Here is a 23222-nt window from a genome sequence, read left to right as displayed (position 1 = left end):
TCGCTATTACGTTTCAGCTTGTGTTCAGGTTCGCTCAGCGACCATTGCATGAACTAAGGTAAACAGCGACCGCCGGATCTCGTTTCAAAAGAGTGCGACATCCTTGATCGTCTTCCTTGTTACAGGAGTTATTCGATGAACCATTACCTTACGCCTGACCTGTGCGACGCCTATCCGGAGCTGGTGCAGGTGCTGGAACCGATGTTCAGCAATTTCGGCGGCCGTGATTCCTTCGGCGGCGAAATCGTGACCATCAAATGCTTCGAAGACAACTCGCTGGTCAAGGAACAGGTCGAACTCAAGGGCAACGGCAAGGTGCTGGTGGTCGATGGCGGCGGTTCCTTGCGGCGTGCGTTGCTGGGCGACATGCTGGCCGACAAGGCCTCGAAAAACGGTTGGGAAGGGCTGGTGATCTACGGTTGCATCCGTGACGTGGATGTCATCGCCCAGACCGATCTCGGCGTGCAGGCGCTGGCCAGCCACCCGATGAAGACCGACAAACGCGGTATCGGCGACCTCAACGTGCCGGTGACTTTCGCGGGCGTCACCTTTCATCCGGGCCAATACATTTATGCGGACAACAACGGCGTGATCATCTCGCCGAGTCCGCTGAAAATGCCTGAATAAATCGCGGCAACTACCGGGGTGAGGATGTTCGAGGAAGAAAACGCGCAATGGGGGCTGGTGCATGCCCTGGTGCTGGACGGTAAAGGCGGTGCGCGTTCGATAGCCCGGACTGAACTCGACGATCTGCAGCTGCAGGCCCATGAAAGCCTGTGGCTGCATTGGGATCGCAGTCACCCGCAGACCCAGACCTGGCTGCGCAAGTCCAGTGGACTCAACGAATTCACCTGCGATCTGCTGCTGGAAGAGAACACGCGTCCACGGCTGCTGCCGTTGCCCGATTCCGAATTGCTGCTGTTTTTGCGCGGGGTCAACCTCAATCCCGGTGCCGAGCCGGAAGACATGGTCTCGGTACGGATTTTCGCGTCGGCCCAGCGTGTGATTTCCCTGCGTCTGCGCCCCTTGCGCGCCACCGATGAACTGTTGGTGATGCTCGGGGAGGGCAAGGGCCCGAAAACCTCGTCCGAACTCATTCTTTATCTGGCGCAATACCTCACCAACAAGGTGCAGGATCTGGTCACTTGCCTCTCGGAAGTGGTCGATGATGAGGAAGAAAAGCTGGATGCCGACGAACGGTATACCCCTGAGCATGGGGCGGTTTTGCACATCCGTCGCCGGGCGGCCGGACTGAAGCGTTTTCTCGCACCGCAGCGGGATATTTTCGGACAGCTGACCCGGATAAAACTGCCATGGTTCGTCGATGACGACGCGGACTACTGGAACGAATTGAACAACAGCCTGACCCGCTATCTCGAAGAGCTCGAATTGACCCGAGAGCGCGTGGGGCTTGTGCTGGACACCGAAGACCGGCGTTTGAGCGTGCGCATGAATCGCACGATGTACCGTTTCGGGATCATCACCGGGATCTTCCTGCCGATGAGTTTTCTCACTGGCCTGCTGGGGATCAATGTCGGCGGAATTCCGCTTTCCGGAAACCCTTACGGCTTCCTGGTGGCATGCCTGCTGATGGTTCTGGTGGCCCTCGGACAATGGTGGTTGTTCCGCCGATTGCGCTGGGTATGACGATGCATCATGTGACCCGACCAGATCTGCCCGCGTCTTTCACAGACATCACGAGAGGTGCGTATGCACGATCCGTTTGAACAGTCTTTGCGCGACATGCTCAACGCCTCGCCGTCCGTCCGCGACGACGATGCCTGCCTGGGCCGCGTACTCAAAACCGCCAACCGCCAGGTCGGCGCTGGTGATCTGTTCAGCCTGCTGGGCCGCTGGCTGCCCGCGCTGATGATCGCCCTGAACAACGGCTCGGCTCATGTCGCGCCGGTTTCCCGTCTTCGTAAACCTAACGCTCGCACTGCTGATAAGGCTGATTGAATATGGAACTTGATCTCTGGACTCAGAGCCTCGTCACGGCAATGACTGCGTTGTGGACCAAAGTCGCTAATTTCATCCCGAACCTGTTCGGCGCACTGGTGGTGCTGCTGTTGGGCTTCGTCGTGGCCAAGTTGCTGGACACCTTGCTGTCCAAGTTGCTCGCCAAACTCGGCCTCGACCGCCTGATGGGCGGCACCGGCCTGACCAAATTGATGTCCCGTGCGGGACTGCAAGTGCCGATCTCGACCCTGATCGGAAAAATAGTCTACTGGTTCGTTCTGCTGATTTTCCTGGTTTCTGCGGCAGAATCTCTTGGACTTGAGCGGGTTTCAGCTACGCTGGACATGTTGGCGCTGTATGTGCCGAAAGTTTTCGGTGCTGCACTGGTGCTGCTGGTGGGTGTATTGCTGGCGCAACTGGCCAACGGTCTGGTGCGCGGTGCGGCAGAAGGCGTAGGACTGGACTACGCTTCAGGACTTGGGCGTATTGCCCAGGGCCTGGTGATCATCATCAGTATCTCGGTCGCGATCAGTCAGCTCGAGGTCAAGACCGACCTGCTGAACCATGTGATCGTCATCGTATTGATTACCGTTGGTCTGGCGGTTGCGCTGGCCATGGGTTTGGGAAGCCGGGAAATTGCCGGTCAGATTCTTGCGGGAATCTATGTGCGTGAGTTGTATCAGGTTGGGCAACAAGTGCGTGTTGGCGAGGTCGAAGGCCAGATCGAAGAGATCGGCACGGTTAAGACCACATTGCTGACCGATGAGGGTGAGCTAGTCTCTCTCTCCAATCGGATCCTGCTGGAACAGCATGTGAGTAGCCGCTAATCCGGCAAACCCTGCTAATGTATGCCGCCGCAAAATGCCAGCTAACGCTGGCTGCGGTGGACATTGACCTGACTGTCGGCACGACTTGTTTTGAATAAAGCCCAAACGCTATCCACGCGCTACGACCCCCGCGAGCTCTCTGACGAGGAGTTGGTCGCGCGCTCGCATACCGAGCTGTTTCACGTGACGCGCGCCTATGAAGAACTGATGCGGCGTTACCAGCGAACACTATTTAACGTTTGTGCGCGGTATCTTGGGAACGATCGCGACGCAGACGATGTCTGTCAGGAAGTGATGCTGAAGGTGCTGTACGGCCTGAAGAACTTCGAGGGGAAATCGAAGTTCAAGACATGGCTATATAGCATCACTTACAACGAATGCATCACGCAGTATCGGAAGGAACGGCGAAAGCGTCGCTTGATGGACGCACTGAGTCTTGACCCCCTCGAGGAAGCGTCCGAAGAAAAGGCGCCGAAACCCGAGGAGAAGGGCGGACTTGATCGCTGGCTGGTGTATGTGAACCCGATTGACCGTGAAATTCTGGTGCTACGTTTTGTCGCAGAGCTGGAATTTCAGGAGATCGCAGACATCATGCACATGGGTTTGAGTGCTACAAAAATGCGGTACAAACGTGCTCTAGATAAATTGCGTGAGAAATTTGCAGGCATTGCTGAAACTTAGTTCGGCGCAAATATCTCTTACGTGTAGGCAAGTTCTGATAGACTTGCCGCCGAGTTGTCCCCCGGTTTGCGGGACTGCTTCACAATCACCAGATGGGGATTTAACGGATGAAACTGAAAAACACCTTGGGCTTGGCCATTGGTTCTTTGATTGCCGCTACTTCGTTCGGCGCACTGGCACAAGGCCAAGGCGCAGTTGAAGGCGAACTGTTCTACAAGAAGCAGTACAACGACAGCGTTAACCATGTCGAAGACGGCTTCAACCCAGGCGCCTCTATCGGTTACTTCTTGACCGACGACGTGTCGTTGAACTTCACCTACGACAAGAACAACCACACCCGTTCGAACGACGGCACTGGCAGCCAGAAGCTGGATGGCGACAACTTCGGCCTGATCGCTCAGTACCACTTCAACAACGCTGGTGACGCTCTGCGTCCTTACGTTGCTGGCGGTGTGAAGCACGGCAGCCTGACCAACGTAGCCGCTGACGGCCACACCGGTCGCGACCAGTCGACCTACCTGAACGCTGGCGCTGGCGTTAAGTACTACTTCGCTGAAAACTTCTACGCCCGTGCTGGTGTAGACGCTGACTACAAACTGGACAACGGTCGCTGGAACTACGCTCCAGTAATCGGTCTGGGCGTGAACTTCGGTGGCGGCAACAAGCCTGCTGCTGCTCCAGTTCCAGCACCGGCTGAAGTCTGCTCCGACAGCGACAACGATGGCGTTTGCGACAACGTTGACAAGTGCCCGAACACCCCGGCCAACGTAACTGTTGACGCTGATGGCTGCCCGGCAGTTGCTGAAGTTGTTCGTGTAGAGCTGGACGTGAAGTTCGACTTCGACAAGTCGGTCGTCAAGCCAAACAGCTACGCTGACATCAAGAACCTGGCTGACTTCATGAAGCAGTACCCATCGACTCACACCACTGTTGAAGGTCACACTGACTCCGTCGGTCCTGACGCTTACAACCAGAAACTGTCCGAGCGTCGTGCAAACGCCGTTAAGCAAGTTCTGGTTAACCAGTACGGTGTTGAATCGTCCCGCGTTCAGTCGATTGGCTACGGCGAAACCCGTCCAGTTGCTGACAACAAAACCGAAGCTGGCCGCGCCGTTAACCGTCGCGTAGAAGCTCAGGTTGAAGCTCAAGCTAAGTAATTAGCTCGCTGCTTTGAGAAAAGCCCGGCTTATGCCGGGCTTTTCTTTGTCTGCGATATGGTGAGACCAGATGCTCAGGCTGACTGATCGGCTGTCCAGGCGAGCAATCCGGACTGAGCCGCAGAGGCTGCCACCGCACCAATCACCAGAATGGCCGGACTCTTGAGCTGGAAGCTGCAGGCCGCTTCCTCCATCCCCGTCAGATCGCTCCGGCATTCCCGCTGCTGCGGCAGGGATGCGTTCTCGATCATCGCCACCGGCGTCTCCATCGCCATCCCGCCTGCCAGCAATTGCTCACGAATCTCGCTGAGTTTGGCTACGCCCATGTAGATCACCAGCGTCGTACCGCTTTGTGCCAGGGCCTGCCAGTTCAACTGGCTGTCGTCCTGCGTGTGTGCGGTGACCAGCGTCACACCCCGCGCCACGCCGCGCAAAGTCAGTGGAATATCGCACTGCGTTGCCCCGGCCAGCCCGGCAGTGATGCCGTTGACCAGTTCCACTTCAACCCCATGTTCACGCAGCCACTGCGCTTCCTCGCCGCCACGGCCGAAGATGCAGGGATCGCCGCCCTTGAGGCGAACCACGCATTTGCCCTGACGCGCATAACGCAGCATCAGCCGATGAATGAATGCCTGAGGCGTCGAGCGGCAGCCGCCGCGCTTGCCGACCGGTATGATCCGCGCGCCAGGGCAGTGCTCCAGCACTGCGTCATTGACCAGATCGTCGATCAGCACCACATCCGCTTCGTGCAGGGCACGCACGGCTTTGAGCGTCAGCAATTCAGGGTCGCCAGGACCTGCGCCCACCAGCCAGACTTTTGCGTTCATGGTGTTTTCCTCTTCAGATAACGGCGACCGGCCGTACTTCGGCGGCCAGCAAACGCTTGATTTCCGGGACGCAGGAACCGCATTGCGTGCCGCAGCCCAGTGTGTTTTTCAAACCCTGCAAATCCAGACCTTCACGAATCCCGGCGCAGACCGCGCCGTGGCTGACGTTCCTGCAATTGCACAAGGTCTTGTCGGCAACGCTTTGCACGCCGGCATTGCCCGGAGGCGCACTCATCGGCGCCAGCAGCCAGCGCCGCAGTTGTTCGTCCGCGCGACCCTCCAGCCAGAGGCCTTGCAGCCAATGTTGGGCGAGGGTCTCGCCAGCGAGGCGGATCGCCGTGATTCGCCCGCTCTCGATGCGTACCCGTTTGCCGATGGCCCGGCGCGGATCGTCATAGGCCAGTACCGGGCCCTCGATCAGGGCCAGGCACTGGTCGATTTCGCGCAGCAATTGCGGATCGGGCGCGGCGACGCTGGCAGCGCGTATCAGCAACGCCGGACGCTCGCGACCGACAAGGCTGAGGCTGACGTAGGAAAACGCCTCACACAGCGGTCGAAGCGCCTCGAAGTGCCGTTGAACATCGCCCTCGATCAGTGCGAAAAGCTGCCAGGGCAGATTCACCGGCTCCAGGCGTACACCGCTGTGCTTGAGTTCCGGTTGTTTCGACAAGGGATCAAAAGCGGGCAGGGTCAGGCAATTCACGCCGCCCTTGAGAAAGCGATCACCCCAGTGCATCGGCAGAAAGGCCTGGCCCGGACGCACACTGTCATCGCTGGCGACCGCTACGATCACCGCTCCCCGGCGGCTCTTCAGATTCACCAGATCCCCCGGCTGCAAACGGTGCCGGCGCAATTCGTCCGGGTGCAGACTCAGCACGGCTTCACTGACATGCCCGAACAACTGCGCCGCTGTGCCGGTGCGGCTCATACCGTGCCATTGATCACGCAGGCGACCGGTGATCAGTGTCAACGGAAAGCGCGCGTCCCGTTGCTCCCTGGCAGCACGATAAGGATCGGCAACGAACTGCGCGCGACCACTGGCCGTAGGAAATATGCCGTCGCAGTACAGCCGTGACGTACCTTGCCGGGCGCCCTGAGGAAACGGCCATTGCTGCGGACCAATTTCATCGATCAACTCGTGGCTGATGCCAGACAAGTCCAGATCGCGGCCACGGGTCAGTGCCTTGAATTCATCGAACAACTGCGCGGGGCGATCAAACGCAAACAGGCCCGGCTGTTGCGGGCGCAGACGTTTCTCCAGGCGTTGTGCGAAATCCACCGTTATCGCCCAGTCCGGTCGCGCTTCACCCGGTGCGGCAATGGCTTTGCGGACGTGGGAAATGCGCCGCTCGGAGTTGGTCACCGAGCCTTCCTTCTCACCCCAACTGGCCGCCGGCAACAGCAGGTCGGCAAACGCTGCGGTTTCGGTGGTGCGAAACGCCTCCTGCAACACCACGAACGGACACGCCTCGAGCGCGGCCCGCACAGTATTCTGGTCCGGCATCGATTGCGCCGGGTTGGTGCAGGCAATCCACAACGCCTTGATCTTGCCGTTGCGCGCCTGTTCAAACAGTTCGATGGCGCTGAGACCGGTGTTTTCCGGCAGCGAATCCACGCCCCAATACGCTGCCACTTCTGCGCGGTGCTCCGGATTGGCAGCCTCACGATGACCGGGCAACAGGTTGGAGAGGCTGCCGGTTTCCCGCCCGCCCATGGCATTCGGCTGACCGGTCAGGGAGAAAGGTCCTGCGCCGGGCCGGCCGATTTGCCCGGTGGCCAGGTGCAGGTTGATCAGGGCGCTGTTCTTCGCGCTGCCGGCGGTGGACTGGTTCAAGCCCATGCACCACAGCGATAGAAAGCTCGGCGCGGTGCCGATCCACTCGGCGCATTGCTGCAACTGCTCGACACTGATCCCGCACAACTGCGAAACCATGGCCGGCGTGTAATCGCGCACCAGGCTTTTCAGCTCGGCGAGGCCTTCGGTGTGCGCCTTGATGAAGTCGCGGTCGATCCAGTCTTCCCACAACAACAGATGCAAAATTCCATGGAACAAAGCGACATCGGTGCCCGGCAGAATCGCCAGATGCAGGTCAGCGAGATCGCAGGTGTCGGTGCGCCGTGGATCGATGACGATGACTTTCATCTGCGGGCGGCGGGATTTCGCCTCTTCGAGACGACGAAACAGTACCGGGTGGGCGTAGGCCATGTTACTGCCGACGATCATCACGCAGTCGCTCAGCTCCAGGTCCTCGTAGCTGCACGGTGGTGCGTCGGCGCCGAGGCTGCGCTTGTAGCCGACCACCGCTGAGGACATGCAAAGCCGCGAATTGCTGTCGATGTTGTTGGTGCCGACCAGCGCCCGCGCCAGCTTGTTGAAGGCGTAGTAGTCCTCGGTCAGCAACTGTCCGGAGATGTAGAACGCCACGCTGTCCGGGCCGTGTTTGGCGATGGTGGCGGCGAATACATTGGCGGCATGTTCCAGCGCGGTGTCCCAGTCGCAGCGACTACGCGCAAGACCTTTGCCCAGGCGCAATTCCGGGTACAGCGCCCGCGCCGCCAGATCGCCGGTCAGGTGCAGGGTCGAGCCTTTGCTGCACAATTTGCCGAAGTTGGCCGGGTGCGCCGGATCGCCGCTGACGCCGAGGATGCGCTCGCCGTCATGCTCGATCAGCACGCCGCAGCCGACCCCGCAGTAGCAGCAGGTCGAGGCGGTCGTCTGGCGGTTCATCAGACGGCGTCCCGCAGGGCCAGTTGCACACGGCCATTTTCGACCCGGGCGGGGTGATGGTGGGCGCAGCCGATATCCGGGGCCTGGGCTTCGCCGGATTGCAGGTCGATCTGCCAGTTGTGCAGCGGGCAGGCGACACGTTTGCCGTAGATCAGGCCTTGTGACAGCGGACCGCCCTTGTGTGGGCAGCGGTCATCGAGTGCGAAAACTTCGTCGTCGCTTGTGCGAAAGATCGCGATGTCACCTTTGGGCCCGGCGATGATCCGCGAACCGAGGGCGTTGATCTCTTCCAGGGCGCAGATATCGAGCCAGTTCATGCCGGCACCTCCAGGTTTTTCACGGGAATCACGTCGAACTCTTTTTTCAGTTGCGGCTGGGCGAGGCGTTCTTTCCACGGGTCCTGTTCGAACGACAGGGAGAATTGCAGGCGCTCGTTGAGGGCCTTGCGGCGCTCGGGATCTTCCAGCACGGCTTTCTTGATGTGCTCCATGCCGACCCGTTGCAGGTAGTGCACGGTGCGTTCGAGGTAGAAGGCTTCTTCGCGGTATAGCTGCAGGAAGGCGCCGTTGTATTCGCGCACTTCTTCGGCGGTCTTGAGCTTGACGAAGAACTCGGCGACTTCGGTCTTTATCCCGCCGTTGCCACCGATGTACATCTCCCAACCGGAATCGACGCCGATGATTCCTACGTCCTTGATCCCCGCTTCCGAGCAGTTGCGTGGGCATCCGGAGACCGCCAGCTTCACTTTGTGCGGCGACCACATGTTGAACAGGTCGTGTTCGAGTTCGATGCCCAACTGGGTCGAATTCTGCGTGCCGAAGCGGCAGAACTCGCTGCCGACGCAGGTTTTGACGGTGCGGATCGACTTGCCGTAGGCATGGCCGGACGGCATGTCGAGGTCTTTCCACACGCCGGGCAGGTCCTGCTTCTTGATCCCCAGCAGGTCGATGCGCTGGCCGCCGGTGACCTTGACCATCGGCACCTGGTATTTGTCCGCCACGTCGGCGATCCGTCGCAGTTCCGACGGGTTGGTCACGCCGCCCCACATCCTCGGCACCACCGAGTAGGTGCCGTCCTTTTGAATGTTGGCGTGGGCCCGTTCGTTGATCAGCCGCGACTGCGGATCGTCCTTGGCCTCACCGGGCCAGGTGGAAATCAGGTAGTAGTTGAGGGCCGGGCGGCAGGTGGCGCAGCCGTTCGGGGTGCGCCAGTTGAGGTAGCTCATGGTGCCGGCGATGGTCAGCAGGTGCTGCTCGCGAATGGCCTGGCGGATCTGGCCGTGGTTGAGGTCGCTGCAACCGCAGATGGCTTTTTCGCTTTTCGGTTTGACGTCGGCTGCACCGCCAACGGTGTTGATCAGGATCTGCTCGACCAGCCCGGCGCAGGAGCCGCAGGAGCTGGCGGCCTTGGTGTGTTTCTTCACTTCGTCGACGCTGAACAGACCGTGTTCCTGAATCGCCTTGACGATGGTGCCCTTGCACACGCCGTTGCAGCCGCAGACTTCGGCGTTGTCGGCCATGCTCATGGCTTTGTCCTGGCCCTGATGTCCTACATCGCCGAGGGCATGCTCCATAGAAGAAGAGCCGCCGAACATGAGGTGATCGCGGATCTGCCGAATGTCGTGATTCTCACGAATCTGCCGGAAATACCAACCGCCATCTGCCGTATCGCCGTACAGACAGGCGCCGACCAAAACGTCATCCTTGATCACCAGTTTTTTGTACACCCCGCCGATCGGGTCGGAGAGGGTGATGGTCTCGGTGCCTTCGCCGCCCATGAAGTCGCCGGCGGAAAACAGGTCGATGCCGGTGACCTTCAATTTGGTTGACGTCACCGAGCCCTGATAACGGGCAAAACCCAGTTGCGCCAGGTGGTTGGCGCAGACCTTGGCCTGTTCGAACAACGGCGCGACCAGACCGTAGGCGATGCCGCGGTGGCTGGCGCATTCACCGATGGCGTAGATGCGCGGGTCGTAGGTCTGCAGGGTATCGTTGACCAGAATCCCGCGATTGCACGGGATGCCGGCCTTTTCTGCCAGTTCGGTGTTGGGGCGAATGCCGGCAGCCATCACTACCAGGTCGGCAGGGATGATGTCGCCGTTCTTGAATTGCACCGAGCCGACCCGGCCGTTGCCGGCGTCGTGCAGGGCCTGGGTCTGTTCGCACAGACGAAAGTGCAGGCCACGGGATTCGAGGGCGGTTTGCAGGAGCTGGCCGCTGGTCTTGTCCAGTTGCCGTTCCAGCAGCCATTCACCGAGGTGCACCACGGTGACGTGCATGCCGCGCAGCATCAGGCCGTTGGCTGCTTCGAGGCCGAGCAGGCCGCCGCCGATCACCACGGCGTGCTTGTGGGTCCTGGCGGTGTCGATCATCGCCTGGGTGTCGGCGATGTCGCGGTAACCGATCACGCCCTGCAAGGTGTTGCCGGGGATCGGCAGGATGAACGGGGTCGAGCCGGTGGCGATCAGCAGGCGATCGTACTCGGCCTCGGTGCCGTCCTCGGCGATCACCCGGCGCCTGACCCGGTCGATCTCCACCACTTTGCGGTTGAGCAGTAATTTGATGCCGTTTTCCAGGTACCAGTCGAGGTCGTTGAGCACGATCTCTTCGAAGGTCTGTTCGCCGGCCAGCACCGGTGACAGCAGGATGCGGTTGTAGTTGGTGTGGGGTTCGGCGCCGAAGACCGTGATCTCGTACAGCTCGTTGCTCAGCTTGAGCAGTTCTTCCAGAGTACGGACCCCGGCCATGCCATTGCCGATCATCACCAGTTTGAGTTTTTTCATCAGGTTCTCCGGGGAGCTTCGGGCTTGCCTCTTGTGGGCGGTCAGGCCTTGCTCGACAAAAAATGGCGCAAACAAAAAAGGCGTCCCGCCAGTTACCTAGCGAGGACGCCTTTGTCCTTGTCCCGTTCTCTCGGGAAGCCTGGCCTTCGTCGTTGAAGGTCGGGCTTTATGTCAGTTGAAAACGATAATGCAGTGGTTGTGCCAAGTCGCGGTGAGCCCCGAATTCACTGGGGGAGTGCTGGAATTGGCCAGATGTTCATTGTGGTTTTTGCACTGAATGGAAGCGGTACGCCCGTTAATGGAGCGCTGGATTAACCATGAAACAACAGAAACATCAGCACCAGATTGCCCAGCAGTGCCAGTAACGCCAATGTCCGCCAGACCTTCAGCGGCTCCCGTTCGAGCAAGGGGCGAGGGCGTACATTCAGGCTACGGCGTTCACCCTTTTCCAGCGTCAGCAGCCATTCTTCGGCGGTTTCATAACGTTGCAACGGATCGGCCGAGACGCCACGTTCCAGACATTGCGCCAGCCACTCCGGCAGATCCGGCCGATAACGCGCCGCACTCACCGGCACACCGAAGCGCGGTCGCTGAAACGCTTCGATCTCGCCGTAGGGATAGTGCCCGGTGAGCAGGAAATACAACGTCACGCCCACCGCATACAGATCCTGACGAGCCTCGGGCGCATCGCCCCGAAAAGACTCCGGGGCGATATAACTAGGGGTTCCCGGCAGCGTCGACGGAGTGTCCTGCGACAGGCCGGGACAATACGCCAGACCGAAATCCAGCAGACGCAACTCGCCGTCATCCCCCAGCAGCAGGTTCTCCGGTTTGATGTCGCGGTGCAGAATCTGCCGCCGATGCAGCAGGCCGACGGCCCGCAACAGGCGTTCGGCCACGTCCTGCCACTGAGCCAGCGGCAGTGGGCCGGCTCGCTCGAACAGCTGCGCCAATGTAATCCCCGAATATTCACGCATCACGTAGTACAAATGCTGACGCTGACTTGCGCCATGGACTTCAGGGAAGTGTCGCCCGGCCACGCGTTTGAGAAACCATTCCTCCGCCAGCAAGGCCTGACCTGCGTGGGCATCGTCCGCCAGCCGTGTAGGCAAGGTCTTCAACAGCCACGCCTGGCCTTGGTTGTCGAGGAGGCGATACAGCAACGATTGCTGGCTCTGGCTGACGATGCCTTGCACTTGCCAGCCTTCGAAGGTCTGACCCGGTTTGAGCGTCGGGGGCAGCGGCCATTGCTGCAGCTGGATCAGCGCATCGCCGATGCTCGCTTCCCCCACGGTATCCACCCGCACCAGCAAGGCGCTGGCGTTGTCCTGGCTGCCGGCCAGATGCGCGGCGTTGACCAGCGTTTGTGCCGCACTGTGCAGATCCGGTTGATCACGCAGGATCCCGGCGATGGCCGTGTCGCCAAGTGCGGCCCAGACACCGTCGCTGAGCAGCACGAAGCTTTCGCCCTCACGCAGTTCGCCGTCGAGAAAATCCAGCACCAGATGCTGATCCAGGCCCAGTGCACGCTTGAGCACGTGCTGCATGCCCGGTTGCTCCCAGACGTGATCCTCGGTGATCCGCTGCAGGGTGGCGGCGTGCCAGCGATAGATTCGACAATCCCCCACATGCGCCAGCGTGAAGCGTCTGCCGCGCAGAACCAGGGCGCTGACGGTGGTGAGCAACGGCTGGCCGCCGCCATTGGCCTGCAACCAGCGGTTTTGCGCGAGCAACAGGCGATCCAGCGCCTGGGCCACGCTCCAGGTCTGCGGGGTGGCGTAGTAGTCCAGCGCCAACGCCTGCAAGGTCGAGCGCGCCGCCAGCCCGCCATCGGCGCACTGGCTGACGCCGTCGGCGATGGCGAACAGAAAACCCTTGCTGGCGGCCAGCGCCGGGGCCGGCGTGACCAGGCGCAAGGCGTCCTGATTCTCCGCGCGTGGTCCGGTGGCGCTGGCTTCGGCGAAGCTCAGTTGCAGGGCCATGCGGGCCTCAGACCCGGGCAGCGGTCACGGCCGCCGAACCCCAGGTGGTTCTCCAGCGACGTTTGACCCCGTGCAGGCCGAACCATGCCAACACGCCAAGGCTGGCAAACAACCACAGCGCCAGTTGATAGCTGCCGGTACTTTGCTTGATCGCGCCCATGCCCGCCGCCAACGCAAAACCGCCGATGCCGCCGGCCATGCCGATCAGCCCGGTCATCACGCCGATCTCCTGGCGAAAGCGCTGCGGCACCAGTTGGAACACCGCGCCATTACCCGCGCCGAGACCGAGCATGGTGCAGACGAAAAGTGCCAGCGCCGCGTAGGAACTTGGCAGGTTGAATCCAACCGCTGCGATACAAACTGCGGCTACCGTGTACATCGCCAACAACGTGCGAATTCCGCCGAAACGGTCGGCCAGCGCGCCGCCCAGCGGGCGCATCAGGCTACCGCCGAACACGCAGGCAGCGGTGTAGTAACCGGCGGTGACCGGGCTCAAGCCGTATTGATCGTTGAAGTAGCCGGGCAGGGCGCTGGCCAGGCCGATGAAACCGCCGAAGGTGACGCTGTAGAAAAACATGAACCACCAGCTATCGCGGTCGCCCAGGGCTTTGAAGTAGTCGGCCGTGGATTTGGCTTTTGGTCGCTCCGGGGCGTTTTTCGCCAGCCAGGCAAACAGCACCAGGGTCAGGATCAGCGGGATCAGGGCGAAACCGAACACATTGCTCCAGCCGAACGCCGCCGCGAGTACCGGTGCGATCAGCGCCGCGAACACGGTGCCGGAGTTGCCGGCCCCGGCGATGCCCATCGCCTTGCCCTGATGCTCCGGCGGATACCACTGCGAGGCCAGCGGCAGGGCCACGGCGAACGAGGCGCCGGCCATGCCGAGGAACAAGCCAAGCAGCAGGGCCTGTTCGTAGCTGTGGATACCGAGTTTCCAGGCACCGAACAGCGCGCCAATCACGATCACCTGACCGATCAGCCCGGCGGTTTTCGGCGACAGGCGATCGGCGAGCATGCCCATCGCAAAGCGCAACACGGCGCCAGCCAGAATCGGCGTGGCCACCACCAGGCCGCGCTGTTGGGTGGTCAGGTGCAAGTCGGCGGCAATCTGCACCGCCAACGGGCCGAGCAGATACCAGACCATGAAGCTCAGGTCGAAATACAGGAAGGCCGCGAACAGGGTCGGGGTGTGGCCGGATTTCCAGAAGCTTTTATTCATCGCGCACCTCAGCGGTAGAGAATCTCGAGAAGGAGTCAGAACCAGCACAGTGGGGCGCCGCCTCGGCCGCACCACCGGCCCCGGTCAATGGGGCCAAAACGCAAAAACGCCGCTACCCGGATCGCCGAAAGGGGCGAAGAAGGTGAGCGACGTCTTTGTCGTGGGTGGGGCAACCGCCGTTGGTTACCTGTAAGAGTTGCTTAGCGAGATTTGTGCCAACAGTCTGAAACCGCGTTGCGGCCAATCGCGAGCAGGCTCGCTCCCACATTTGAAATGCAATCCCTTGTGGGAGCGAGCCTGCTCGCGATTGCGGTATGGCAAGCGGCGCAGCCCTTCAGCCAAGCAACTCGCTCATGGCAATGATCTGCTCCGCCACCTGAATCAGTTTCTGCTGACGGCTCATGGCCTGGCGGCGCATCAGGGTGTAGGCCTCTTCTTCGTTGCAGTCCTTCATTTTCATCAACAGCCCTTTGGCCAGTTCGATGCGCTTGCGCTCGGCCAGTTGCTGGTCGCGGGCCTGAAGCTGGGCGCGCAGGGCCTGGTCGCTTTCGAAGCGGGCCATGGCGACATCGAGAATCGGCTGCAGGCGTTGTGCGTGGATGCCTTCGACGATGTAGGCACTGACCCCGGACTTGATCGCCTGACGCATCACGCCAGGGTCGTGCTCGTCGGTGAACATCACGATCGGTCGGGGCTGGTCGCGGCTGACCAGCACCACTTGCTCCATCACATCGCGGCTCGGTGACTCGGTATCGATCAGGATCACGTCCGGGCGCACCGTTTCGACGCGCGCCGGCAGGTCGATGGTCAGGCCGGACTCGTCGATGACCTCGAAACCGGCCTCGGTCAGCGCAGCTTTCAGGCGCCCGACTTTTTTGGCGGTGTCGTTGATCAGCAGAATGCGCAACATGTTCGCGGTCTCCTGTCAGCAACGGGCGAGAAGAGGGGCGTTGTTGCTCAACGCATGCAACTTGAAACTCTGCGCGTAAGCGGCCGGGTCGCTGCCGTCCCAGACCTTGCCGTCGATCAACTGGCTGCTGCGCAAGTCCTCGGTGCCGACCGGCACACCGACCGCGCTGGCGGCGTCGCGGTACAGCGTCAGTTGCTGCACCTGACGTGCAACGGCGAGGTAGTCCGGGTCATCGCGCAGCAATCCCCAGCGGCGGAACTGGGTCATGAACCACATGCCGTCCGACAGATACGGCAGATTCACCGCACCATCGCCGTGAAAGCGCAGGGCGTGCGGGTCTTGCCAGCGGTTGCCCAGACCGTCGTCGTAGGCGCCGAGAAAACGCGGCTCGATGCATGAAACCGGAGCGTCGAGGTACTCGGCGGCGCTGAGCAGTTGCGCGGTGCTGCGGCGGTTTTCCGGGCTTTCTTCGATGAAACGGCTGGCTTCGAGGATCGCCATCACCAGCGCCCGGGCCGTGTTGGGGTATTGCTCGACGAAGGCGCGGGTGCAGCCGAGGACTTTTTCCGGATGGTCGGGCCAGATGGTCTGGCTGGTCGCCAGGGTGAACCCTAGATTTTGCTGTACGGCGCTGGCGGCCCACGGCTCGCCCACGCAGAAACCGTCGATGCGACCGGCCTGCAGGTGCGCGACCATTTGCGGCGGCGGCACTACCACGCTGTCGACATCCTGCAACGGATGGATGCCCTGACTCGCCAGCCAGTAATACAGCCACATGGCATGGGTGCCGGTGGGGAAGGTCTGGGCGAAGGTCAGCCTTGCGCGGGTTTGGTGCACATGGCGGTGCAGCGCCTCAGGACCGGTCACGCCCAGCCCCTGCAAGCCGTGTGACAGGTTGAGGCTCTGGCCGTTCTGGTTCAGGCCCATCAGCACCGCCATGTCGGTCGGTGCGATGCCGCCGATGCCCAGATGTACCGCGTAGATCAAACCGTACAGGCTGTGGGTGGCATCGAGTTCGCCGCTGACCAGATTGTCCCGCAGGTTGGCCCATGAGCTCTGGCGTTTGAGGTTCAGGGTCAGGCCGTAAGGCTGGGCAAAGCCCTGCGTGGCGGCGACCACCACCGAAGCGCAGTCGCTCAGGGCCATGAAACCCAGGTTGATCGCGCTTTTTTCCGGGGCATCGCTGCCGTTGACCCAGGCCAGTGGCCCGACGGAGGTTTGAGTCATGAAGCCACCCTCAAAAAAAACGCCGTCCGAGGCTTTGCCCGCGCAAAACCGAGAGACGACGCCATTGTCCTTGCCTGCACGCCACCATTGGCCTGCGGGCTGATGCAGGAGCAGGTGCAAGGCATATGCCAGCGCAGCGGATTTGCGCATGCGCCTCGCGCGGCGGGGCGATGCCCGGCTATAATCGCCGCCTCTTTTCGCCGCCCGAGTCATAGCCGCCCATGTACACCCTGGCCCGTCAGCTGTTGTTCAAACTTTCCCCGGAAACCTCCCACGATCTGTCGCTGGATCTGATCGGCGCGGGCGGGCGTTTGGGCCTCAACGGCTTGCTGTGCAAGGCGCCGGCGTCGCTGCCGGTGAACGTGATGGGCCTGCAGTTCCCGAACCCGGTGGGTCTGGCGGCTGGTCTGGACAAGAACGGCGCGGCCATCGACGGCTTCGCGCAGTTGGGTTTCGGTTTTGTCGAAATCGGCACCGTGACTCCGCGTCCGCAGCCGGGCAACCCGAAACCACGGATTTTCCGCCTGCCGGAAGCCGAGGCGATCATCAACCGCATGGGTTTCAACAACCTCGGTGTGGATAACCTGCTGGCGCGGGTGGCGGCGGCCAAATACAAGGGCGTGCTGGGGATCAACATCGGAAAGAACTTCGACACCCCGGTCGAGCGTGCTGTGGATGACTACCTGATCTGCCTGGACAAGGTCTACGCCCACGCCAGTTACGTCACGGTCAACGTCAGTTCGCCGAACACCCCGGGCCTGCGCAGCCTGCAATTCGGCGATTCGCTCAAGCAATTGCTGGCAGATCTGGCCACACGCCGCGCCGAACTGGCCCTGCGCCACGGCAAACACGTACCGCTGGCAATCAAAATCGCGCCGGACATGACCGACGAAGAAACCGCGCAAGTCGCGCAAGCACTGATCGAAACCGGGATGGACGCGGTAATCGCCACCAACACCACCCTCAGCCGCGTGGGCGTCGAAGGCATGGAACACGGTGACGAGGCGGGCGGTCTGTCCGGTGCGCCGGTGCGTGAGAAGAGCACTCACACCGTGAAAGTGCTGGCGTCCGAGCTGGTCGGCAAACTGCCGATCATCGCGGCGGGCGGTATCACCGAAGGCAAGCATGCGGCCGAGAAGATCGCTGCCGGCGCGAGCCTGGTGCAGATCTACTCTGGTTTCATCTATAAGGGCCCGGCGCTGATCCGCGAGTCCGTGGATGCCATCGCCGCCAAACGCTGATCTTCGGACATTAAAAGGCAGGCATAAAAAAGGGCTCCTCGAAGGAGCCCCTGGGCCGTAGCCCGCCGTCCGGGAAGGACGTGCATGGTGATCAGGGTGTTGCGAAATCAGATTGTCGTGTCGGAATAAGTGCCCTGTGTCAGCCGACGGCGTGAAGTTCGTTGAGTCTGTGGATTCCCGCAGTGCCGGTCATACCGTCCCAGTTGTCGCCGCGTCCTTCTCGCCAGCCGTTGATCCAGGCTTGACGTACCGACGGTAGAGTAAATGGGCAAAGCTCACGGGATTTGCCACCAACGCCATATTGATATCCGCGCAAAAATGCTCTTTCCAACGGATCACGCTTAAGTCTTCTCATAGGGTGTTTCCCTCACTTGTTGACTGTTTTTGTCGCGTCGACCTCAATTGAGGTCTGGCAGAAAAACTCTGCCGTTGGCGGCTCGCTGCCGGCGTGGCGAGCCAAGGTGTTGACGCCGTTGCGACGTCAACCTGTGTCCAGTTCTAACCAATGAGTCACATCGAGGGAATGACCGTTTTGTCATAAGGACGTAACGAAAAGGGTGCTATGGCGATAAGTAACGGCAGGTTTCATGAATGTTTATTCACCAAACCCCGGTATGATCGGCCCTGCGCTGTATGACAGGTTTAATGCCTTAGTGAGAATGACCCACGTTTACCGTCGGGTACTTTTCGACGAAGGGTTGCTTTGAGTCATTTTGTTGCATCAACTTTTTTATCTGTCCCGGCATCTAAGCTCCTTTGACCCGAGCAGCGGGGATGGAACGGCACACTTCGTGCCACGCGGGCGCTCTTGTAGAAAAGCGCCTGATTGAAAACCGGATCGGCAATGCGTTGCCGGTTCATTAGCCAAAGGCTCTGGAAAAACCATGTCCGACCGTTTCGAACTCTTCCTCACTTGCCCCAAAGGCCTTGAAGGCCTGCTCATCGAGGAAGCCGTCGGGCTTGGCCTTGAAGACGCCCGCGAGCACACCTCCGCCGTGCGTGGCATGGCGACCATGGAAACCGCTTATCGCCTGTGCCTCTGGTCGCGTCTGGCCAACCGCGTGTTGCTGGTGCTCAAGCGCTTCCCGATGAAAAACGCCGAAGACCTGTATCACGGCGTACTCGACGTCGACTGGCAGGACCACATGCTCGCCGACGGCACCCTGGCCGTTGAATTCAGCGGCCACGGTTCGGGCATCGACAACACCCATTTCGGCGCCCTGAAGGTCAAGGATGCCATCGTCGACAAACTGCGCACCCCGCAGGGCGACCGCCCGAGCATCGACAAGCTCAACCCGGACCTGCGCATTCACCTGCGTCTGGATCGCGGCGAAGCGATCCTCTCTCTCGATCTCTCCGGCCACAGCCTGCACCAGCGCGGCTACCGCTTGCAGCAGGGTGCTGCACCGCTGAAGGAAAACCTGGCAGCCGCGATCCTGATCCGTTCCGGCTGGCCGCGCATTGCTGCCGAAGGTGGCGCGCTGGCTGACCCGATGTGCGGTGTCGGCACGTTCCTGGTGGAAGCCGGCATGATCGCTGCCGATATGGCGCCGAACCTGCGCCGCGAGCAGTGGGGTTTCACCGCTTGGCTGGGTCACGTACCGGCGCTGTGGAAGAAACTGCACGAAGAAGCCGTCGAGCGTGCTGCCGCCGGTCTGGCCAAGCCGCCGCTGTGGATCCGTGGTTATGAAGCGGACCCACGGCTGATCCAGCCGGGCCGCAACAACGTCGAGCGCGCCGGCCTGAGCGAGTGGATCAAGATCTATCAGGGCGAAGTCGCGACATTCGAGCCGCGTCCGGACCAGAACCAGAAAGGTCTGGTCATCTGCAACCCGCCGTACGGCGAGCGTCTGGGTGACGAAGCCAGCCTGTTGTACCTCTACCAGAACCTTGGCGAGCGCCTGCGTCAGGCCTGCCTGAACTGGGAAGCGGCGGTGTTCACCGGCGCGCCGGACCTGGGCAAGCGCATGGGCATCCGCAGCCACAAACAGTATTCGTTCTGGAACGGCGCGCTGCCGTGCAAGCTGCTGTTGATCAAAGTGCTGCCGGACCAGTTCGTCACCGGCGAGCGTCGTACCCCGGAGCAGCGTCAGGCCGAACGCGAGCAGGCTGCCTATGATCAGACGCCGAACGAGCCGCAAGAGCGCAAGTTCAACAAGAACGGCAACCCGATCAAACCGACGCCGGCCCCGGCTCCGGTGATCGAGCAGCCACGCCTGAGTGAAGGCGGGCAGATGTTTGCCAACCGCCTGCAAAAGAACCTCAAGGCCATGGGCAAGTGGGTCAAGCGCGAAGGCATCGACTGCTACCGCGTCTACGATGCGGACATGCCGGAATACGCCATGGCCATCGACCTGTACCACGACTGGGTGCACGTCCAGGAATACGCCGCGCCGAAGTCGATCGATCCGGAAAAAGCCTCGATCCGCATGTTCGACGCCCTGGCGGCCATCCCGCAGGCACTGAACATCGACAAGAGCCGCGTAGTGGTCAAGCGCCGCGAGCGTCAGAGCGGCACCAAGCAGTACGAGCGTCAGGCGGCCCAGGGCAAGTTCAACGAAGTCACCGAAGGCGGCGTGAAGTTGCTGGTGAACCTCACCGACTACCTCGACACCGGTCTGTTCCTCGATCACCGGCCGATGCGCATGCGGATCCAGAAAGAGGCGGCCGGCAAGCGCTTCCTCAACCTGTTCTGCTACACCGCGACCGCCAGTGTGCACGCGGCCAAGGGCGGCGCGCGCAGCACCACCAGCGTCGATCTGTCGAAAACCTACCTCGACTGGGCGCGCCGCAACCTGTCGCTCAACGGTTTCTCCGACAAGAACCGTCTGGAGCAGGGCGACGTTATGGCGTGGCTGGAAAGCAGCCGGGAAGAGTACGACCTGATCTTCATCGACCCGCCGACCTTCTCCAACTCCAAGCGCATGGAAGGGATCTTCGACGTGCAGCGTGACCAGGTGCAATTGATCGACCTGGCCATGGCCCGTCTGGCTGCGGGCGGGGTGTTGTACTTCTCCAACAACTTCCGCAAGTTCCAGCTGGAAGACAACCTGGCCGAGCGTTACGCGGTCGAGGAGATCACTGCCAGCACCATCGACCCGGATTTCGCCCGCAACGGCAAGATCCACCGCGCCTGGAAAATCACGGCTCGTTGACGCTCTGTCTGATTGGATCCACAGAGCCTTGATTTTAAAGGTTCTTGGATCCGATCAGAGCTAGCCAAATTAATGGCTAATAGCTATAACTCACTCACGGCCAATGGGGTTATCCCGCAAGTACTGGCGTAGTGAGTGGCCCATATGTCGTTGCACCCCGTGCGCCCAAAGATTCTGGGTTTCATCAGCGAAGAAGTCTCGGCCTGGCTGGTCGCGCTGCTGGTATTGCTCGCCGGCGGGATTCTCACGGGACTGCTGGCCTGGGCCACCCTCAATCAGTTTCACAGCCAGTTGCGCCAGCGTTTTCAACTGCTGGCCAACGAGCGCTACAGCCGCATTGAAGAACGCTTTCAGGATCAGGAACAACGCCTCGACGGCCTGCGCCGGTTCTTCGCCAACTCCGAATCGGTGTCCCGCGCCGAATTCGACGGCTACACCCAACCTTTATTGCTGCGCACCCAGGCCTATTCGTTCGCCTTGCGGGTGAGCGGTGCCGAGCGCGCCGCTTTCGAGCAGCGGGTGCGTGACGAAGGCATTACCACCTTCAGCGTGCGCGAACTCAATGCCCGCGGCGAACTGCAACTGGCCGCCGCCCGGGATGAATACGTCGTCGTGGTGTACAGCCAGACCCAGAGCCGCCTCGGTTCACCGCTGGGTTATGACTTGCTGGCCCAGCCGCTGCGTCGTTCGACCCTGGAGCGCGCCGATCAGCTCGGCGGCCTGGCGGTGTCGCAGCCGATGCATCTGGTCAGTATCGAACCGGCCTATGCGCGGGGCGTGCTGCTGGTGGCGCCGGTGCGGCGCGAGGGTGAGCCCAAGTCCTTCGGTTATGTGATGGCGGTGATCAGCATGCGCCAGTTGCTCGCCGATGGATTGCCGGACGCGCTGCATGATTACCTGTCGGTACGCATCCTCGATCTGTCGACCAACGATCAGCATGAGGTCCTGTTCGAGTCGACCAATGAGCCGGCACCCAGTGATCTGTCGGCCACGCAATTGGTGCGCATGGCCGACCATGATTATCAGGTTGATATCACACCCAGCGATGCCTTCCTGCAAGCCAACCATTCGTCGGTTGGCAGCGTGGTCATTCTGGGTGGCTTGCTCAGCCTGCTGCTCAGTGCGCTGCTGTATGTGCTGGTCAGTCAGCGTCAGCGGGCCTTGCGCATGGTCGAGTTGCGCACTCAGGAGCTGCATGAGCGCGAGCAGGAACTGCGGGGCACCCATGGCCAGTTGCGCGGAGTGCTAAACGCGGCCACGCAAGTGGCGATCATCGCCACTGACCTGCGCGGCGTGATCAACACCTTCAACCCCGGCGCGGAGCAGATGCTCGGCTATCGCAGCGCTGAAGTGGTCGGCCACATGACCCTGGAAAACCTGCATTTCCCCCGTGAGCTGATTACCCGAGCGGCGGAGCTGAGCGCCCGCTATGGCAAGGCCATCCCGACCTGCCAGGCGATGCTGGTAGAGGGCGGCGAAGTCGGCGGGCATGAGGCGCGCGAGTGGACGCTGGTGCGCAAGGATGGCAGCCATCTGCCGGTGAACATGCTCGCCACCCCGGTGCTGGACGAGCAGGGTCTGTGGGTCGGGCACCTGGCGATCTGCATCGATATCACCGAACGCAAGCGCGTACACGAGGCCCTGGCGGCGCGGGACGTGCTGCTGAAGAAGCTCAGTGCCCACGTTCCCGGCGGCATCTATCAGTTCAAGATGGAATTCGACGGGCGCTTCAGCGTGATTTACGCCAGCGACGGCATTCGCGAGATCTACGAGCTGGAACCCGACGTGCTGCTGCTCAATGCCGAATCAATCTTCACCCGGATTCATCCGCAGGACGTCAGCCGCGTGCGCAAGTCGATCCGTGCCTCGGCGGACCATCTCAGTCCGTGGCGTGAAGAGTACCGCGTGCAATTGCCCGAGCGTGGCCTGCGCTGGGTGCGCGGCGAAGCGACACCGGAGGAACTGCCGGGCGGCGGCGTGCTCTGGCATGGCTACATCTCGGACATCTCCGACCTGAAGCGCGTGGAGGAAGAACTGCGCGCACTGTCGGTGACCGATGCGCTGACCGGCATCCACAACCGGCGCTATTTCCAGGAGCGCCTGACCACCGAAATGGCCCGGGTCGAGCGTGGCGGTGGCGAACTGTCGGTGATCATGCTCGATATCGACCACTTCAAACGGATTAACGATCAGTACGGCCACGCGGTCGGCGACCGGGTGTTGCAGGCGGTGTGCGAGCGCATCGGCCATCGCCTGCGGCGGACCGATGTGTTCTGTCGTCTGGGTGGCGAAGAGTTTATGGTGCTGTGCCCGGACATCGACGGTGATCACGCGTACATGCTGGCCGTGGAGTTGTGGCAAGGCCTGCGCGGGGCGCCGGTGGATGTGGTGGGTGTGGTGACGGCGAGTTTCGGGATTGCCAGCTGGCGGCCGGGAGAGGGCGCCGATTCGCTGTTGTTGCGGGCGGATTCGGGGGTTTACGCGGCGAAGCAGGGCTGTCTCTTATACACATCTGACGCTGCCGACG

At 61.3% G+C, this 23222-nt stretch carries 18 protein-coding genes; 9 read left to right on the top strand and 9 right to left on the bottom strand.

The features are described 5' to 3' along the window. Nucleotides 1-135 precede the first annotated feature (135 nt). The 6 genes from rraA to DXT77_RS16285 all read left to right on the top strand — a co-directional run bounded on the left by rraA (nucleotide 136) and on the right by DXT77_RS16285 (nucleotide 4624). Nucleotides 136-627, top strand: a complete 492-nt coding sequence (gene rraA / locus DXT77_RS16310; RefSeq protein ID WP_085711902.1) for a ribonuclease E activity regulator RraA — start codon at nucleotides 136-138, stop codon at nucleotides 625-627. A gap of 24 nt (nucleotides 628-651) precedes the next feature. Continuing rightward, on the top strand, nucleotides 652-1647 hold the full coding sequence (locus tag DXT77_RS16305) for a zinc transporter ZntB (RefSeq protein ID WP_119428407.1): 996 nt from the start codon (nucleotides 652-654) through the stop codon (nucleotides 1645-1647). A 63-nt stretch (nucleotides 1648-1710) separates the two neighbouring features. After that, nucleotides 1711-1959, top strand: coding sequence for a CrfX protein (locus DXT77_RS16300; RefSeq protein ID WP_119428406.1), 249 nt, complete (start codon nucleotides 1711-1713; stop codon nucleotides 1957-1959). Nucleotides 1960-1961: 2 nt separating this feature from the next. Beyond that, a complete protein-coding gene (locus DXT77_RS16295; RefSeq protein WP_065259736.1) occupies nucleotides 1962-2786 on the top strand; it encodes a mechanosensitive ion channel domain-containing protein in 825 nt (274 codons plus the stop codon). A 90-nt stretch (nucleotides 2787-2876) separates the two neighbouring features. After that, nucleotides 2877-3467, top strand: a complete 591-nt coding sequence (sigX, locus tag DXT77_RS16290) for an RNA polymerase sigma factor SigX (protein ID WP_011333251.1) — start codon at nucleotides 2877-2879, stop codon at nucleotides 3465-3467. A 107-nt stretch (nucleotides 3468-3574) separates the two neighbouring features. Continuing rightward, nucleotides 3575-4624 (top strand): OmpA family protein, encoded by a 1050-nt coding sequence (locus tag DXT77_RS16285; RefSeq protein WP_085711904.1) that lies wholly within the window; start codon nucleotides 3575-3577, stop codon nucleotides 4622-4624. A 74-nt stretch (nucleotides 4625-4698) separates the two neighbouring features. On the opposite strand, the gene cobA is transcribed toward DXT77_RS16285, so the two are convergent. From cobA to DXT77_RS16245, 8 genes are all read right to left on the bottom strand, one after another. Beyond that, a complete protein-coding gene (gene cobA / locus DXT77_RS16280) occupies nucleotides 4699-5451 on the bottom strand; it encodes a uroporphyrinogen-III C-methyltransferase (protein ID WP_119428405.1) in 753 nt (250 codons plus the stop codon). Nucleotides 5452-5464: 13 nt separating this feature from the next. Next, on the bottom strand, nucleotides 5465-8179 hold the full coding sequence (locus DXT77_RS16275) for a nitrate reductase (RefSeq protein ID WP_119428404.1): 2715 nt from the start codon (nucleotides 8177-8179) through the stop codon (nucleotides 5465-5467). Beyond that, complete coding sequence (gene nirD / locus DXT77_RS16270) at nucleotides 8179-8496, bottom strand: nitrite reductase small subunit NirD (RefSeq protein ID WP_064586764.1); 318 nt, start codon at nucleotides 8494-8496, stop codon at nucleotides 8179-8181. Before nirD ends, DXT77_RS16275 begins: the two co-directional genes overlap by 1 nt. Continuing rightward, nucleotides 8493-10961 carry a nitrite reductase large subunit NirB gene (gene nirB / locus DXT77_RS16265; RefSeq protein WP_119428403.1) on the bottom strand — a complete coding sequence of 823 codons (2469 nt, stop codon included), beginning with the start codon at nucleotides 10959-10961 and terminating at the stop codon, nucleotides 8493-8495. Before nirB ends, nirD begins: the two co-directional genes overlap by 4 nt. A 311-nt stretch (nucleotides 10962-11272) precedes the next feature. Then, a complete protein-coding gene (locus tag DXT77_RS16260) occupies nucleotides 11273-12943 on the bottom strand; it encodes a bifunctional protein-serine/threonine kinase/phosphatase (RefSeq protein WP_119428402.1) in 1671 nt (556 codons plus the stop codon). A gap of 7 nt (nucleotides 12944-12950) precedes the next feature. Then, on the bottom strand, nucleotides 12951-14162 hold the full coding sequence (locus DXT77_RS16255; RefSeq protein WP_119428401.1) for a NarK/NasA family nitrate transporter: 1212 nt from the start codon (nucleotides 14160-14162) through the stop codon (nucleotides 12951-12953). A gap of 334 nt (nucleotides 14163-14496) precedes the next feature. After that, on the bottom strand, nucleotides 14497-15072 hold the full coding sequence (locus DXT77_RS16250; protein ID WP_007916390.1) for an ANTAR domain-containing response regulator: 576 nt from the start codon (nucleotides 15070-15072) through the stop codon (nucleotides 14497-14499). Nucleotides 15073-15087: 15 nt separating this feature from the next. After that, a complete protein-coding gene (locus DXT77_RS16245) occupies nucleotides 15088-16299 on the bottom strand; it encodes a CmpA/NrtA family ABC transporter substrate-binding protein (RefSeq protein ID WP_119428464.1) in 1212 nt (403 codons plus the stop codon). A gap of 221 nt (nucleotides 16300-16520) precedes the next feature. Here DXT77_RS16245 and DXT77_RS16240 point away from each other — a divergent pair, with 221 nt between their 5' ends. Continuing rightward, nucleotides 16521-17540: a quinone-dependent dihydroorotate dehydrogenase gene (locus DXT77_RS16240; protein WP_119428400.1), complete on the top strand. Its 1020-nt coding sequence runs from the start codon at nucleotides 16521-16523 to the stop codon at nucleotides 17538-17540. 139 nt (nucleotides 17541-17679) lie between these two features. On the opposite strand, the gene rmf is transcribed toward DXT77_RS16240, so the two are convergent. Further along, nucleotides 17680-17895, bottom strand: coding sequence for a ribosome modulation factor (gene rmf / locus DXT77_RS16235; RefSeq protein ID WP_003223300.1), 216 nt, complete (start codon nucleotides 17893-17895; stop codon nucleotides 17680-17682). A 529-nt stretch (nucleotides 17896-18424) separates the two neighbouring features. Here rmf and rlmKL point away from each other — a divergent pair. Next, nucleotides 18425-20695 carry a bifunctional 23S rRNA (guanine(2069)-N(7))-methyltransferase RlmK/23S rRNA (guanine(2445)-N(2))-methyltransferase RlmL gene (gene rlmKL, locus DXT77_RS16230; RefSeq protein ID WP_119428399.1) on the top strand — a complete coding sequence of 757 codons (2271 nt, stop codon included), beginning with the start codon at nucleotides 18425-18427 and terminating at the stop codon, nucleotides 20693-20695. A gap of 144 nt (nucleotides 20696-20839) precedes the next feature. Beyond that, the coding region (locus DXT77_RS16225) for a diguanylate cyclase (RefSeq protein WP_119428398.1) at nucleotides 20840-23222 on the top strand (2383 nt) is incomplete at its 3' end.

Origin of the sequence: Pseudomonas sp. 91RF, from assembly GCF_003576265.1 — a bacterium.
Classification (GTDB): domain Bacteria; phylum Pseudomonadota; class Gammaproteobacteria; order Pseudomonadales; family Pseudomonadaceae; genus Aquipseudomonas; species Aquipseudomonas kribbensis.
The sequence above is the reverse complement of the archived record's forward strand: the minus strand, read 5'-3'. Positions and strand labels throughout refer to the sequence as shown.